The organism is Microthrixaceae bacterium (genome assembly GCA_023957975.1).
In the GTDB taxonomy this organism is placed as follows: domain Bacteria; phylum Actinomycetota; class Acidimicrobiia; order Acidimicrobiales; family Microtrichaceae; genus JAMLGM01.
Map to the genome: position 1 here is coordinate 151955 of JAMLGM010000002.1, position 14781 is coordinate 166735.

General features: G+C 66.8%; 13 protein-coding genes. 8 read left to right on the forward strand and 5 right to left on the reverse strand.

Annotated features, from left to right (window positions below; genetic code table 11):
* The first annotated feature begins 3 nt into the window (after positions 1 to 3).
* Complete coding sequence (gene smc / locus M9952_03415) at positions 4 to 3486, forward strand: chromosome segregation protein SMC (GenBank protein MCO5311968.1); 3483 nt, start codon at positions 4 to 6, stop codon at positions 3484 to 3486.
* A gap of 100 nt (positions 3487 to 3586) precedes the next feature.
* Here the strand turns inward: smc and M9952_03420 are convergent, their stop codons facing one another.
* The 5 genes from M9952_03420 to M9952_03440 form a co-directional block, all read right to left on the reverse strand.
* Positions 3587 to 4063, reverse strand: coding sequence for a hypothetical protein (locus M9952_03420; GenBank protein MCO5311969.1), 477 nt, complete (start codon positions 4061 to 4063; stop codon positions 3587 to 3589).
* 170 nt (positions 4064 to 4233) lie between these two features.
* Positions 4234 to 5724, reverse strand: a complete 1491-nt coding sequence (locus tag M9952_03425) for an HNH endonuclease (GenBank protein ID MCO5311970.1) — start codon at positions 5722 to 5724, stop codon at positions 4234 to 4236.
* A 114-nt stretch (positions 5725 to 5838) separates the two neighbouring features.
* Positions 5839 to 6813 carry a VWA domain-containing protein gene (locus M9952_03430; GenBank protein MCO5311971.1) on the reverse strand — a complete coding sequence of 325 codons (975 nt, stop codon included), beginning with the start codon at positions 6811 to 6813 and terminating at the stop codon, positions 5839 to 5841.
* A 108-nt stretch (positions 6814 to 6921) separates the two neighbouring features.
* Complete coding sequence (locus tag M9952_03435) at positions 6922 to 7884, reverse strand: DUF58 domain-containing protein (protein MCO5311972.1); 963 nt, start codon at positions 7882 to 7884, stop codon at positions 6922 to 6924.
* A gap of 18 nt (positions 7885 to 7902) precedes the next feature.
* Positions 7903 to 9114 (reverse strand): AAA family ATPase, encoded by a 1212-nt coding sequence (locus M9952_03440; GenBank protein ID MCO5311973.1) that lies wholly within the window; start codon positions 9112 to 9114, stop codon positions 7903 to 7905.
* A gap of 237 nt (positions 9115 to 9351) precedes the next feature.
* On the opposite strand from M9952_03440, the gene ftsY reads away from it, so the two are divergent.
* The 7 genes from ftsY to rplS all read left to right on the forward strand — a co-directional run bounded on the left by ftsY (position 9352) and on the right by rplS (position 14648).
* Positions 9352 to 10584, forward strand: coding sequence for a signal recognition particle-docking protein FtsY (gene ftsY, locus M9952_03445; protein MCO5311974.1), 1233 nt, complete (start codon positions 9352 to 9354; stop codon positions 10582 to 10584).
* A 71-nt stretch (positions 10585 to 10655) separates the two neighbouring features.
* Positions 10656 to 12140 carry a signal recognition particle protein gene (ffh, locus tag M9952_03450; protein ID MCO5311975.1) on the forward strand — a complete coding sequence of 495 codons (1485 nt, stop codon included), beginning with the start codon at positions 10656 to 10658 and terminating at the stop codon, positions 12138 to 12140.
* Between the two features lie 204 nt (positions 12141 to 12344).
* Positions 12345 to 12614, forward strand: coding sequence for a 30S ribosomal protein S16 (rpsP, locus tag M9952_03455; protein MCO5311976.1), 270 nt, complete (start codon positions 12345 to 12347; stop codon positions 12612 to 12614).
* Positions 12611 to 12868, forward strand: coding sequence for a KH domain-containing protein (locus M9952_03460; GenBank protein MCO5311977.1), 258 nt, complete (start codon positions 12611 to 12613; stop codon positions 12866 to 12868). Before rpsP ends, M9952_03460 begins: the two co-directional genes overlap by 4 nt.
* A 16-nt stretch (positions 12869 to 12884) precedes the next feature.
* Positions 12885 to 13409, forward strand: coding sequence for a ribosome maturation factor RimM (rimM, locus tag M9952_03465; GenBank protein MCO5311978.1), 525 nt, complete (start codon positions 12885 to 12887; stop codon positions 13407 to 13409).
* Positions 13410 to 13418: 9 nt separating this feature from the next.
* Positions 13419 to 14171: a tRNA (guanosine(37)-N1)-methyltransferase TrmD gene (gene trmD, locus M9952_03470; GenBank protein MCO5311979.1), complete on the forward strand. Its 753-nt coding sequence runs from the start codon at positions 13419 to 13421 to the stop codon at positions 14169 to 14171.
* A gap of 135 nt (positions 14172 to 14306) precedes the next feature.
* Positions 14307 to 14648 (forward strand): 50S ribosomal protein L19, encoded by a 342-nt coding sequence (rplS, locus tag M9952_03475; GenBank protein MCO5311980.1) that lies wholly within the window; start codon positions 14307 to 14309, stop codon positions 14646 to 14648.
* Positions 14649 to 14781 lie beyond the last annotated feature (133 nt).

Genomic DNA, 14781 nt, shown 5'->3' on the forward strand with positions numbered 1-14781 from the left:
TTCGTGTTCCTCAAGACGCTGCAGATCAGGGGCTTCAAGTCCTTTGCTGATGTGGCCTCGCTTCAACTCGAACCCGGGGTCACCGTCGTGGTCGGCCCCAACGGTTCCGGCAAGTCGAACGTGGTCGATGCGATCGGCTGGGTGCTCGGTGCCCAGGCGCCCTCTGCGGTGCGTTCCCAGAAGATGGATGACGTCATTTTCGCCGGGTCGGCGAAACGGCCGGCTCTCGGTCGCGCCGAGGTCAGCCTCACGATCGACAACACCTCGGCCACCCTGCCGATCGAGTTCAACGAGGTCACCATCACCCGCACCCTGTTTCGTTCGGGTGACAGCGAATACCAGATCAACGGCGTGTCGTGTCGATTGCTCGACATTCAGGAGCTTCTGAGCGACTCGGGGGTCGGGCGCCAACAACACGTCATCATCAGCCAGGGTCAGATCGATGCGGTGCTGAACGCCAAGCCGGAGGACCGGCGCCTCATCATCGAGGAGGCGGCCGGGGTGTTGAAATTCCGGCGTCGCAAGGAGAAGTCCGAACGGCGCCTCAACGCCACCGAGGGCAACCTGTTGCGCATCCAGGACCTGTTGCGCGAGGTGCGCCGCCAGCTTCGTCCGCTCGAACGCCAGGCCGATGCGGCCCGCCGCCACGAAGCGGTGATCACCGAGTTGACGGCGTTGCGGTTGCACCTCGTGGGTCGCGAACTGTTTCGGCTCCGCCAGCAGTTGCAGGAGTCGACCCGCACTCAGAACGAGCTTCGCACCACCGACCGCGAAATTCGGCGCCGCCTCGCCGGCCTCGACGCCGAGATTCTCGCGACCGAGGCGCAACTGTCGGCGATGGGCGGCGACGACTTCGGCGATGCGCTCGTTCGCTACGAGTCGTTGCGTGAACGCGCCAAGGGGATGCAGTCGTTGCTGATCGAGCGGCGCCGTGGCATCGAACGCGATCGCAACGCGTTTGTCGATCAGGCGGTCGTGGCGACCCTCGAAGCCGAACACGCACAGTTGACGGGTGAGTTGGCCCAGGTGGTCGCCGATGAGGCGGCGGCCATCTCCAACACGGCCGCGCTCGAGGCCGCCGAAGTGGAGTTGGCCGAGGCCCGCCGCGAATTCGAGTCCGACTGGGGCGACGGTGTTGCTCCGCCGCCGAGCGAGGCTGCGGAGATCCGAGGCGAACTCGCAGCGTTGCGCGCCACCATGGAGCGCACCGAGGCCGACAGCCGCCGGCTCAACACCCAACGCGAGAGCGCCCGCACCAAGCTCGAGCGCATCGTCGACGAGTCGCAACGCCTCGTCACCCAGCACGCCGAGGCGGAGGCGAACGTTGCACAGTTCGGGACGAGCGCCGAGCGGACCGAACGAGAACGGGCCGAGGCGGAGTCAGCGATCGTCGAGGTCGAGGAGCGCGCCGCGAACGCGTCGGCCGAACTGCACAGCTGGACCGCACGGGCCGAGGCATTGTCCCTCGCCCTCGACGACGCCCGTAAGAAGGCCGGTGCGAAGCACCTCGCCGGACTCGATGGGGTCGTGGGCACCCTGCTCGACATCGTCGAGGTCGACGAAGGGTGGCAGAGCGCATTCGAGGCGGCGGCGGGCGAGGCGCTGAGCGCGGTGGTCGTAGCCGACGGCACCACCGGGCGTGCGGCGTTGGCGGCGCTGAACAACAACACGTTGTCCGGAGCGGTTCTGGCCATTACCCAGGCGGTGAGTCAGACCCGCGGCGCCGAGGTGTCCGCCGGAATCGGCGAGGCGTTGCGTCAACACGTCAAGGGGCTGAGCCCGGATGTGGAGCCGCTGCTCGACGCGCTGTTGAGCGGGGTGGTGGTCGTCGACGGCGACTGGACCGCTGCCCTCGACGCAGCGCTGGCACATCCGGACGCGACGATCGTGAGTCGAAGTGGCGACCGCTTCGGCCGTACCGGTTGGCGGGTCGGCCAAACCGGAACCGGGGCTACCGGCGCGGCGCTGGTCGAGGCGCAGGAGCACCTTGGCACCGCACGCGAGGCGGCCGAACAGACCGCGGCTGAGTTGAAACTCGCCAAGGAACGTCTGGCCCAGTTGCGTCGCGACGCCAACGATGCCGAAAAGGCCGACGACCAGAACACCTCGCGGGTGCGCAGCCTGGCCGATGCGCTCCGGCGTACCGAACGCGACCGGGTCGAGTCCGAACGAGAGATGGCGACGGTCGACCAGCACCTCGCCGACCTCTCCGAGCGCATCGAGCGCGAATCGGCGCGGCGCACCGAACTCGAACAGCGGCTGCCAGCGCTCGAGGCGGTCGAGGCGGAGATGTCCGAGCGGGCCCGGAAGATGGCCGAGGCGCGGCGAGAGCTCGAGGCGAAGGCCTCGCGGGTCGGAGCGCTGCGCACCGACGTGCAGGTCAAGGTGAAGGGTCTCGCGGATCGTAAGCGCTTCCTCACCGAGCGCATCGCGCAGGTGGACGAGCGCTTGAGCCGCAACCAGGCCGAGCGCCTCGCTGCCGAACAGCGCCGCCTGCAACTCGACGCCCGCGCCGAGGTCACCGACGTGCTCGTCGCCTTTGTCGCCGATCGTCTCGTCGAGGTCGAAGCCGGCCTGGCGGTGTTGCGAGATGCCCGGCGGAGACAGTCCGAAAAGACCCGTGCGGTGACCGCCACGCTCGAGGATCTTCGCCGGTCCCGCGCCGGGGCCGAACGAGAACTGGAGGAGAACCGCGAGCGGATGCAGCGGGCCGAGATCGCGGACGCCGAGACCCGCATGAGGCTCGAGGCCGCGACCGAGCAGGTCCGCACCGAACTCGATGCTGAGCCCGAGGTAGCGATTCGCGCCGAGTGCCCCGAACTCCCCGACGGAGTGACCCCGCAGGCCCGCCTGCGTGAACTCGAACGCGACCTCAAGTTGATGGGGCCGATCAACCCGCTCGCGCTGCAGGAGTTCGAGGCGCTCCAGGAGCGCCATCAGTTCCTCGAGAGCCAGCTCGAAGACATCCGCTCGACCCGCAAGGAACTCACGAAGGTGATCCGGGCGATCGACGAGGAGATCGTCAACGTGTTCGCCGCCGCGTATGCGGATGTGGCGATGAACTTCAAGGAACTGTTCGAGCTGTTGTTCCCCGGCGGCCAGGGTGGGTTGACGCTGACCGACCCGAACGACCTGCTGAGCACCGGCATCGAGATCGAGGCGCGGCCCTCGGGTAAGAACGTCCGCAAGCTGTCGCTGTTGTCCGGCGGTGAGCGCTCGCTGGTGGCGTTGGCGTATCTGTTTGCGGTGTTCCGTAGCCGCCCTTCGCCGTTCTACGTGATGGACGAGGTGGAGGCGGCGCTCGACGACGTGAACCTGCACCGGTTCCTGTCGCTCGTGGCCGAGTTCCGTTCGACCGCACAGTTGATCATCGTGAGTCACCAGAAGCGCACGATGGAGGCCGCAGATGTGCTCTACGGCGTGACGATGGAGCCCGGCGGGTCCTCGAAGGTTCTCAGCGAGAAGGTCGGCGCCGCACGCTCCTGAACTGTGCGTTGAGTGCGGTACCGGCGGCGGGGACAGCGGCGGGGACCGCGGCGGGGACGCGGATGGTCCTGGATGCGCCGCGGCGTTCGCAGTGGCGGCCTCAGTTGCCCGAGCGAGTTCCGAGCGAGGTGGTCGTTCGGTCCGAGGCGCGCGTGGTCGTGGTTCGACCCGTCTCAGAGGTGGCCCCGTCGCGTGCGGTCGTCGTGGCTCGCGATTCGCCCGCGGGTTCGGTGGTTGTCGATTTCGACGGCGAGGCGGTGGTCGTGGTCACGGCGGAAATGGGTTGGCCGTCCTCATCGAGCTCCAGGCCGAGGAGACATGCCGCGATGGTTCTCGACATCGTGCGGGCCGCGGCGTCGGAGATCTGATCGTTCGGGCCGCCGGTTCGTCGCAGCTCGGCCATGATGTCGGCGTCGTCGCGGATGCCGTCGTAGGTGCATCGAGCGACGTCTTCAGTGACCCCGTTTGCGGTGACCTGCTTGACGAACTCGTCCTCGGGGAAGGAGTCGTCGTCACCCCCGCATCCCGTTGTGAACAAGATTGCGGCCACCGCGAGCGCACCGATGAGTCGCTTCATAGGGGCCAACTGTATCTGGCCCGACCCATGGTGCCGTGCCTGAGCACCCGCTCGCTTTAGGGGCGCGCCGATGCCCACGCAGTTGCGTTGTGGACCGAGAGTTGGAGGTTCAGACGGCTGGGCAGGTCCGGGCTTGTCCGGGCTTGTCCTGAGGAGTCGCAATCGCCGGTTCATTGGCGTATCGGTGGTTGGGGTGGTTTGGTCGGGGTGAGGGAGAGTTGCCCGACTGTGGGGCGCCCGGCCCTCGTCGCTCCACCGGTTCGGCTGCTCCTGCCCGAGTTTCGGTGGGTGCGGGCGTCGTGGGGTCGGTACATGCGGGTGTTGGGGGTGGCGGCCATGCGGTCGTAGCGGTGTCGGATGGTGGCGATCGCGTCGGCCAAATCGACGGTTCCGCCGCGGACTTTCACCTTCGGTCGGGCCGGTGGTTCGGGTTGGGTGGCGAGTTCTTCGGGGATGGGGCCTTGGCGTTGTACCCCGTGTTGTTGTCCCCAGATCGTGATGCCACAGGGGTGGGTGTAGAGGGTCCATCCGTCGGTGGTGATGTGCATGGCCCATCCGACGCGGTGCACCAGGCCGTGGTGGTGTCGGCACAGACACGCCAGGTTGTTCACCGCGGTGGCGCCGCCGTTGCGGTGATGGCGAACATGGTGGGCTTCGGTCTGTTGGACCGGTGCTTCACAGCCGGGGAAACAACACCCCCCATCCCGGGCGGCGAGTGCGGCGCGTTGAGCGTCGGTCGCCAACCGCACGGAGTGGCCGACATCCAACGGTTGGCCCAGGCTGTCCAACAGGACGGCGCGGAGTTCTGGGTCGCACATCATCCGTTCGATCACGTCCGCGGTGAGTGGATCACCGGTAGGCGAATACGCGCGTGGTTGGCCGTGTTCGTCGTGTTGCAGAATCACTGTGACTTCGGCGGTTCCTGGCCGGTAGTTGCCCGACAGGGTGAACTGGGTGCCGAACCGGCACAGGTCCATCAACGCTTTAGCCCGCAACTGCGATTCTGATGTCGTCGGTGACCGGTCGAATTGTTCGGCGTCGTTGCGGACAGCTTTGCGGTGACGGTTGGTGGCGTCGGTGATGGCTTGGCGGACGACCTCGGCGTAGTCGCCGAAGAACTCTCCGACGATCTCTACACCGATGACACCGTCGGGGCCGTGGATGTCGCGCAGGTCGAGCCAGGACTCCTCTGCAGGTGGGGCGGGTTCGGTGCCGTCGGTGTCGACGAGTCGTGCCAACGCGGCGATGACCTTTTCCCATTTCGCGAACGTCAAATGCTCCGCCAAATCCAACATGGGCCCGGCGTTGTCGGACCAGGTGGGTTCGATCCGCGGGTTCGACCACCGTCCGATCACGACCAGGTGATCAAACCCCACGACACCCGACCGCAGGCGGTCCAATACCTCGGGTCGATACCGGCGTCGTACCGCCCGAGCGACCGAAACGCGTCGGGCGGCGGTCACACCGGAACAACGAGCGGTCTTGGACACCCACGCTTTGGTGGACAGGCCCTCGACGACGTCGGTCATCCCAACAGCATCCAACTCGCCCACCACGTCGATCATGTGCAGATCCAAACGGCGTTGCAGTTCGAACAACACCGCAACATCGTCGATCCCGGAACCCAGGTTATTCAGGTCGCTGTCGAAGCCCTCGAACATGTGTATGACTCTAAACGCGACCCCTGACACTGAAGCCGGGTGGGCCAGATCTTCGGGAACCACGAACGCCCGATGAACCAGACGAGCCCGAAATGCTCAGGGCCGACCAGCCGACTACGGCAGGCGCTGGTACCACCACAGCGACAGCACGCTCGACAACGCGAGCAACCCGAGGCCCCAGCCGAGGACCTTCGCGGTGATCTCGACCCGTTCGATGTCGTAACCGATCGAGCTGCCCAACTCCTCGTAGACCTTGGTGAGGTCCTTGGTGGAGGCGGCTTCGAAGAACTGTCCGTGGGTCTGTTCGGCGAGGTTCCCGAGGGCGTCGGTGTCGACCGGGACCGGCACGATCTCGGTGTTGCCCGTTCCCGTTCCGTCGTCGACCTCGACGTATCCGTCGGCGGTGCCAAAGGCGATGGTGTAGACGGGCACGCCGGCGTCGAGCGCCGGCTGAATCGCATCCTCGGTGGGCGTGCCGACGGTGGTCATCCCGTCGGAGAGCAATACGATGACCGCCGGCGGGCGTTCGCCGTCGCTGTCGGCAGGCACCGAGGCGATGGCCTTCAGTGAGGTGTTTACGGCATCGCCGATCGCGGTTCCCTCGCCGAGTTCCAAACCGTCGATCGCGGTCACCGCCTGGCGACGGTTGGTCGTCGGCGGCACCAACAAGGAGGTGCTGCCGTTGAAACTCACCACCCCGAGCTGCAGGTTGGCAGGAACCGACTCGACGAAATCGACGGCGGCGGACTTGGCCGATTCGATGCGCGACGGGTCGACGTCGGTGGCGTACATCGACAGCGACGTGTCGATCGCCAAGATGATCGTGGTCCGTTCCCGGGGCACCCGCTGTTCGTTCTGCGGTCGGGCATAGGCGGTGACGAGCACGGCGAGCGCACACAGGTGCAACGCCGCGACGAGGTGGCGTTTCCAGCCGGGGCTCTTCGGTGCGATCTTGTCGATCAGGTTGACGTTGCTGAACCGCACGGCGCTTCGCCGACGACGAAACTGCACCGCGATGTAGCCGACGACGAGCGCAGCGACGGCCACCAGCCACCACAGGCGCTGGGCATCGAGAAACTTCCAATCCATCGGTGTTTCCTCAGTTCCTTCCCGGGGCGAGTTCTGGGGCGAGTCCCAGGGCGAATTCCAGTGCGAGTTCCAGTGGGGGTTTCAGCGCGGCGGCGATCATGGCGGGTGCTACCGCCCGCCCATCGTTAGGTGGCGCCGGTTCGACGCAACGAATTGGGCGAGGGCCAACAGCCAGTCCTCGTCGGTGCGTAACCGGAGATGGTGGGCCCCCGACGAGGTGATGGCCGCAGCGATAGCGCGACGCTGTTCGGCGGCGACGCGGGCATAGTCGGCGCGCAGTCGCCGCGACGAGGTGTCGACCTCGCGCAGTCGCCCGGTCTCGGTGTCGTGCAGGGTGACGACGCCGACGTCGGGCAATTCGAGTTCGCGGGGGTCGATGACCTCCACGGCGAGGACTTCGTGGCGCACCGCGAGGGTGGCCAACTGGTGCCGCCAGTGCTCAGGCTCATCCAGCCAATCGGAGATCACCACCACGAGCGCTCGCCGCCGCGCGACTGCGGTCGCCTGCTTGAGCAGCAGCCCGATGCGGGTGGTTGTGGCATCTCGCGGCGACGCATCGACCCGCTGGAGAATCGACATCAGATGCTTGCGGCCCTGTCGTGCGGGGATGGTGACGGCGCGGTCTGCGGTGGAGATCACCGCGCCCACGCGGTTTCCGGAGCGGGCGGTCAGGAAGCCGACCCCGGCTGCGGCGGCCAACGCCAGGTCGCGCTTCTCCCACTCCGCCGTGCCGAAGTCGAGGCTGGCGGAACGGTCGGCGACGATCCACGTTTCGAGTTCCCGATCGGCGATCGTCTCACGGATGTGGGTCTGGGCGGTTCGAGCGGTGACCGTCCAGTCGATCCGTCGAACGTCGTCGCCCGGCGCGTAGACGCGGGCCTCTCCCGGTTCTGAGCCGTGTCCGGGAACCAGCCCGCGGTGGTCGCCGTGCAAGATGCCGTCGAGCCGTCGGGTGATCGACATCTCGAGTCGGCGCAACACCTCGGCGGAACGTCGATCGCTCGCGACGGCATCGGCGAGCGATCCGCCCTCGGGCGGGGTGATGGTGTTGGCGTTGGTGCGCTTGGCCACGGTCGCGACGATTCGGTTCTACAGGTAGGTCGGCGGAATCGGCGTCGTCGGCGACGATGCGGGAGCCGCCGGGGGGATCGCTCCGGACCCGACCCCAGACCCGACCCCTGGGGCGGCGGTGGCGGCGGTGGCGGCGTGCGAGGGCGCCGCGACGGAGGGCTGGGTCGGAGCGTACGGGTTCGTCGGCGGGGTCGTGGCGGCCCGCGCGTGAACCGGTTGCACCGCCGCAGCGGGGACCGAGGACAGGATCCGTGCCAGCACGGTTTCGGAGTCGACCTCGGCTGCGAGCGCCTCGTAGGTCAACACCAGTCGGTGGCGCAGGATCTCGGGGGCGACGTCGTAGATGTCCTGTGGCACCGCGTAGTCGCGGCCGCGCATCAACGCCATCGCCCGACCGGCACGAACCAGGCCGAGGCTGGCTCGAGGGCTGGCTCCGAACTCGATGAACGGTGCGAGGTCGGCCAGGCCGTAGTTCTGCGGTGTACGCGTCGCGAACACGAGGTTGACGGCGTACTCCAGCACGGCCCGGTCGCAATAGACCGCCTCGGCGTGCCGTTGCAGGGTGGCCACATCAGCCAGCGCCAGCACCTCGTGGGTCTCGGGCGGCGACACCCCCATGCGGTTCACGATCTCGAGTTCCTCGGTCGGGCTCGGATATCCGAGGACGATCTTCATGAGGAACCGGTCGCGCTGGGCCTCGGGGAGGGGATAGACCCCCTCGTTCTCGATCGGGTTCTGGGTGGCCAACACGAGGAACGGGTCCGGGGCCGGGTAGGTCTGGCCGCCGATCGTCACGTGGCGTTCCGCCATCACCTCGAGCAGCGCGCTCTGCACCTTCGCTGGCGCTCGGTTGATCTCATCGGCGAGGAGGAAGTTGGCGAAAACCGGACCGAGTTCGACATCGAACTCCTCGGTGGAGGCGCGAAAGATCCGGGTGCCGACGATGTCGGAGGGCAACAGGTCGGGGGTGAACTGGATCCGGTTGAACGTGCCGCCGACGGAGCGGGCCATCGTCTCCACCGACAGGGTTTTGGCGAGGCCCGGGACGCTTTCCAACAGGCAGTGACCGTTGGCGACGAGACACACGATCATCCGCTCGATCGCCCGCTCCTGGCCGACCACGACCTTGCGCATCTCGAACAGGAGACGTTCCAGCATCTCATGGGGGGTGGAGGTGTTGCGGGGTGGTGCCGCCGGATCGTCGGATGACAGGGCGTCGGTCGTGGACATGGGCTCTCCTGGTCGATCTCTCTTCGGGGCCGGCTGTGGTGAGGATGCCGATGCGCTACGCCGTCCCGCGGGCCGACCCGGTTGGCGCCACACCTGGCGACGCCAGGTGGAAGGGTACGGCGAAGCCGAGCGCGAGTGGGGTTTCTGCGCTGAGATGCGACTCAGAGGTGTCGTGGCTCCGGGCGCTCGGTCGGTTCGCCGATTCGGCGTCGTGGCGGCTCACCTAGTCTCTACGCCATGAACACCGTGTTGTTTCTGATCCTGATAGCGGTCCTGCTGATCGCGGTTGCGTCGGTCGCCTTCGTCGGTCTCACCAACCGCAAGCCCGGCGACGTCGGCGGCTCGTTGATCCCGGACCAGACCCAGGAACCCACCCTGCCGGCGACAGCGGTCGATGCCTCCGAGACCGCACAGGACGCCTTCGGTTCGGCGATCGACACCGAGATGGAACGCATCGGCGACACCGGTCCGTTGCTCGACGACGGGGTGGAGGCGCCGGCCGACGTTTCGGGTCTCGATGCCACCGTGGTCGAGCCGGGGCTGATCGAACCCGAGGTCGTCGTCGACAAGCCGACCTTCCGCGACCGCCTCGCCCGGGCCCGCAGCGCATTCAGCGGTGCGCTCGGTTCCATCCGCGGACGCTCGACGATCGACCAGGACACCTGGGACGACCTCGAGGAGGCGCTGTTGCGTGCCGATGTCGGCATCGGGCCAGCGACCGAGCTGCTCGAATCGGTGCGGGCGACGGTGAAGGCGAACGGGTTGACCACCTCGGACGAACTCATCGACGCGGTCAAGGACGAGATGAAGTCACGCCTGCGGGGTCCGTCGATCGAGCTGGCCGAGAGCGCCGAGGGGCCCACGATCTGGTTGTTCGTCGGCGTCAACGGCGTGGGTAAGACCACCACGATCGGCAAGGTGGGCAAGCGACTCACCGATGAGGGCCGCAGCGTCGTCATGGCGGCCGGCGACACCTTCCGCGCCGCCGCAGCCGAGCAGCTCGATACGTGGGCGCAGCGCTGTGGCGCCGATATCGTGCGCGGTGCCGAAGGGTCGGATCCGAGCTCGGTCATCTTCGACGGCGTGGCCAAGGCCGCCGCGCAGGGCAGCGAGTTCGTGCTCGCGGACACCGCCGGTCGTCTCCACACCAAGTCGAACCTGATGGACGAGCTCGGCAAGGTGCGTCGAGTGGCCGACAAGGGCGCCGGTTCGGTGACCGAGGTGCTGTTGGTGCTCGACGCGACCACCGGCCAGAACGGGCTCATCCAGGCTCAGCAGTTCACCGACGCGGTCGACCTCACCGGAGTGGTGCTCACCAAGCTCGACGGCTCGGCGAAGGGCGGCATCGTGTTCGCCATTCAGAGCCAGCTGGGAATCCCGGTCAAACTCGTCGGACTCGGCGAAAGCGCCCAGGACCTCGTCGACTTCGACGCGGATCAGTTCGTCGACGCCCTGTTCGCGGAGGACTGACCCGCACCGGGTCGGTGCGCCCCGCACGGAGTCACCGGATCTCGCACCGAGTCACGTAGGCTGATCACGCCATGTTTGAAGCACTGTCAGATCGATTCGAGGGGATCTTCAAGCGTCTCCGCAACAGTGGACACCTCAGCGCCGATCAGGTGGAAGAGGTCCTGCGCGAGATTCGTGTCGCCCTCCTCGAGGCGGACGTCAACATCAAGGTCGTCCGCAGCCTCCAGAACCGGATCCGTGAACGCGCGGTCGGCACCGAGGTCCACGAGGCGCTGACCTCGGCCCAGCAGATCATCAAGATCGTCAACGAGGAACTCATCAATACCCTCGGCGGCGAGACGATGAAGATCACGTTCTCGTCGAAGCCGCCCACCGTGGTGCTGATGGCCGGCCTGCAGGGTTCGGGCAAGACGACGAACTCGGCGAAGCTCGCCCGCTGGTTCAAGGCCCAGGGTCGCAACCCGATTCTCGTCGGCGCCGACCTGCAACGGCCTGCCGCGGTCGAACAGCTCCGGGTGCTCGCCCAACAGATCGACGTGCCGGTCTACTCCGAGCCGACCGATCCGGTCGCCGTCGCCCAGGGGGCCATCGCCGAGGCGCGCCGCCTGGGCCGCGACGTGGTCATCGTCGACACCGCCGGTCGTCTCGCCATCGACGAGGAGTTGATGGCCCAGGTCCGCGAGATTTCCGACGCGGTCGACCCCGACTACACGTTCCTGGTCATCGACGCCATGTTGGGCCAGGATGCGGTCACCGTCGCCGAGCATTTCAACGAGACGCTCGAACTCGACGGCGTCATCCTCACCAAGCTCGACGGCGACGCACGCGGCGGCGCCGCGCTGTCGGTGAAGGAGGTCGTCGGCAAGCCGATCGCCTTCGCGTCGACCGGTGAGAAGCTCGACGACTTCGACAGCTTCCACCCCGATCGACTCGCCAGCCGCATCCTCGGCATGGGCGACATGCTCACCCTCATCGAAAAGGCCGAGGAGGTCTTCGATCAGGAACAGTCCGAGATCGCCGCCGAACGCCTCATGGCCGGCACGTTCACCTTCGACGACTTCGTCGAACAGCTCAACGCGCTGCGCAAGATGGGGTCGCTGTCGTCGATCATCGGCATGTTGCCGGGCATTCCCAAAGAGGTCCGCGACATCGAGATCGGCGATAAGGAGGTCGGCCGCGTCGAGGCGATCATCCGGTCGATGACCATCGAGGAACGCGCCAACCCCGACGTGATCGATACGAGTCGACGCCAGCGCATCGCGAGGGGCTCCGGCACCAACCCGACCGAGGTCCAACAGCTCATCACGCAGTTCAAAGAGATGCGGCGCATGATGCAGCAGATGGGCAACATGGACCGCTTCTCGAAGCGCAAGGCCAAGAAGATGAAGAAGGGGGCCAAGCGCAAGGGTAAGGGCGGCAACCCGAGTCGCGTGAGTGCGAAGGGCACGATGCCGCTCGGTCAGGGGATGCGGATGCCGGGGGTCGACCCGCTCGCGGCAGAACTCGAAAGGGCCGGCATCGACCTTCCGGGTCTCGACTTCGGGCGCGACTCCTGAGTCTGCGTCCCGACGACCGGAGGGGTACCCCGACCCGGTCTTTTCGGCCTCGGGTGGCCCACTCGGGTGCCGCCATGGCCTAGGATCGTTCCCCGTGTCCGGGCAGCGGGAGTTGCCCGGTACCCCGATCACCGATCACAATGTTCCATCGCCGCGCTTGTTCGCATTCCCCGCGGCACCTCGACTGAAGATAAGAGAGAAACTGTGGCAGTCCGTCTCCGCCTCATGCGCATGGGCAAAAAGAAGCAGCCCACCTACCGAATCGTCGCCGCCGATGCCCGCTCGCCACGCGACGGGCGCTTCATCGAGATCGTCGGCACCTACGATCCGCGCCGTGAGCCCTCCGCCATCGCCCTCGACAACGAAAAGGCTGTCAAGTGGCTTCGCAACGGCGCCCAGCCGAGCGAGCGCGTCGAGAAGCTTCTGAAGATCTCGGGCGTCTGGGACGAGTTCCAGGCCTCCAAGTCGAAATGAGCGGCACCGAGGTGAGCGAACGCGCTGAAGACGTCGTGCGTCACGTGGTGACCGCGATCGTCGATCATCCCGACGTCGTGCGGGTCTCCACCGACACTGACCGCGATCCCGCCCGAATCAACATCGAAGTGGGCGAGGGCGACATGGGCCGGGTCATCGGCCGCCGCGGCCGCGTCGCGAACGCCATTCGCGCGCTGGGCCGTGCCGCTGCGGCGATCGACGGCGAGGACGTCGACGTCGAATTCGTCGACTGAGCAACGACGACATCCCATGGCACTGCTGGAGGTCGGCCGGATCGGCAAGGCCCACGGGCTGCGGGGTGAGGTGAGCGTTCGACTGATCTCCGATCGGCTCGAACGTGTCGCTCCAGGATCACAGTTGCAGACGAACCGCGGTGTGCTCACCGTGGTTTCGTCGCGCCCACACCAGAATCGTTGGATCGTCCAGTTCGAGGGGGTTGCGGGCCGCACCGCAGCCGAGGAACTGCAGGGCACCGTGTTGTCGGCCGAGGCGATCGACGATCCGAGTGCGCTGTTCGTCCACGACCTGATCGGCGCCCACGTGGTCGACGCCGACGGTATCGACCGGGGCGTGGTTCGTGCAGTCCAAGCGAACCCGGCGAGCGACCTGTTGGTGCTCGACGGCGACGTATTGGTTCCGATGGTCTTCATCGTCGGCGACGTCGAACGGGCCGACGGCGGTGATGGTGGCGACGGCGCCGATGGTGGCGATGGCGGTGGTAGTGAGCGCCGAGTCGTGCGCGTCGAGGTTCCCGACGGTCTTTTCGACCTGTAGGCATCCGTGATGCGCATCGATGTGTTCAGCATCTTTCCCGAGATGATCCGCGGGTTCGCCGAACACTCGCTGCTCGGCAAAGCCCGCGGCAACGGTCTCGTCGACCTGCGGGCCTACGACCTGCGCGATCACGCCCCAGACCGTCACAAGACCACCGACGATGCGCCGTTCGGCGGAGGTGCCGGGATGGTGATGACCCCGGGGCCGATCTTCGCTGCGGTGGAGGCGGCCGACGCGCCCCGTCCGTTGCTGTATCTGTCCCCGTCGGGGCGGCGCTTCGACCAGGAGATGGCCGAGGAGTTGGCCGGAGGCGAGGGCTTCTCGCTGCTGTGTGGGCGATACGAGGGCGTGGATCAGCGCGTGATCGACCACCTGTGCGACGGTGAGGTGTCGATCGGCGACTACGTCCTCAACGGTGGCGAGGTGGCGGCGCTGGTGATGATCGAGGCGGTGACGCGACTCGTGCCCGGCGTGATGGGCAATGCCGAGTCGGGCCTCGACGAGTCGTTTTCCTCGGGGCTCTTGGAGTATCCCCACTACACCAGGCCCGCGGAGTTTCACGGGTGGTCGGTGCCGGCGGTGTTGAGAAGCGGCGATCACGGCCGCATCGAGCGGTGGCGACGGGCTGAGGCGCTCGCCAAGACGTTGCGCAGGCGGCCCGATCTGATCGCCGGCGCCGCGTTGAGCGATCAGGACCGCGCGTTGTTGGCCGACCACGGCTATGATCTCCTCGGCCTTCCCACGGGTGAATCCGCCTCCTGAACGCGATGCTCTGCGTCGCTTCGTCGGGGTCGGGGCTCGGTCTTGGTGCCGAGAGCCGTGGACGAGTAGGCTCTCATCCCTGTGCGCCCGCAGGCGCGCCCCAGTTCGAAACATCCCCGCAGGAGCTACCGCGCCATGAAGCCGACCGACGTTGTCGACCAGAAGAGCATGCGAGACGACGTACCCGACTTTGCCCCGGGCGACACCCTGAAGGTGCACGTGCGAGTCGTCGAAGGCACTCGTGAGCGTGTCCAGGTGTTCCAGGGCGCCGTCATCCGTCGTCAAGGTGGCGGAATCAACGAGACCTTCACCGTTCGCAAGGTGAGCTTCGGCGTGGGCGTCGAGCGAACGTTTCCGGTTCACTCGCCGACGATCGCGAAGATCGAGGTCTTCACCCGCGGCGATGTGCGACGGGCGAAGCTCTACTACCTGCGCGACCGCGTCGGTAAGGCGGCCAAGATCAAGGAAAAGCGCTAAGCGCAATCCTGTGGCCACCTCACAACAGGTGGCGACGTCACCCGCCTCGGAGATGGCGATGGCGTGACAACGACTTCTCCTCCCGTGTTGTTCCCCGGCCAGGTCCGGCGATCGACACGACGCCGACAACGAG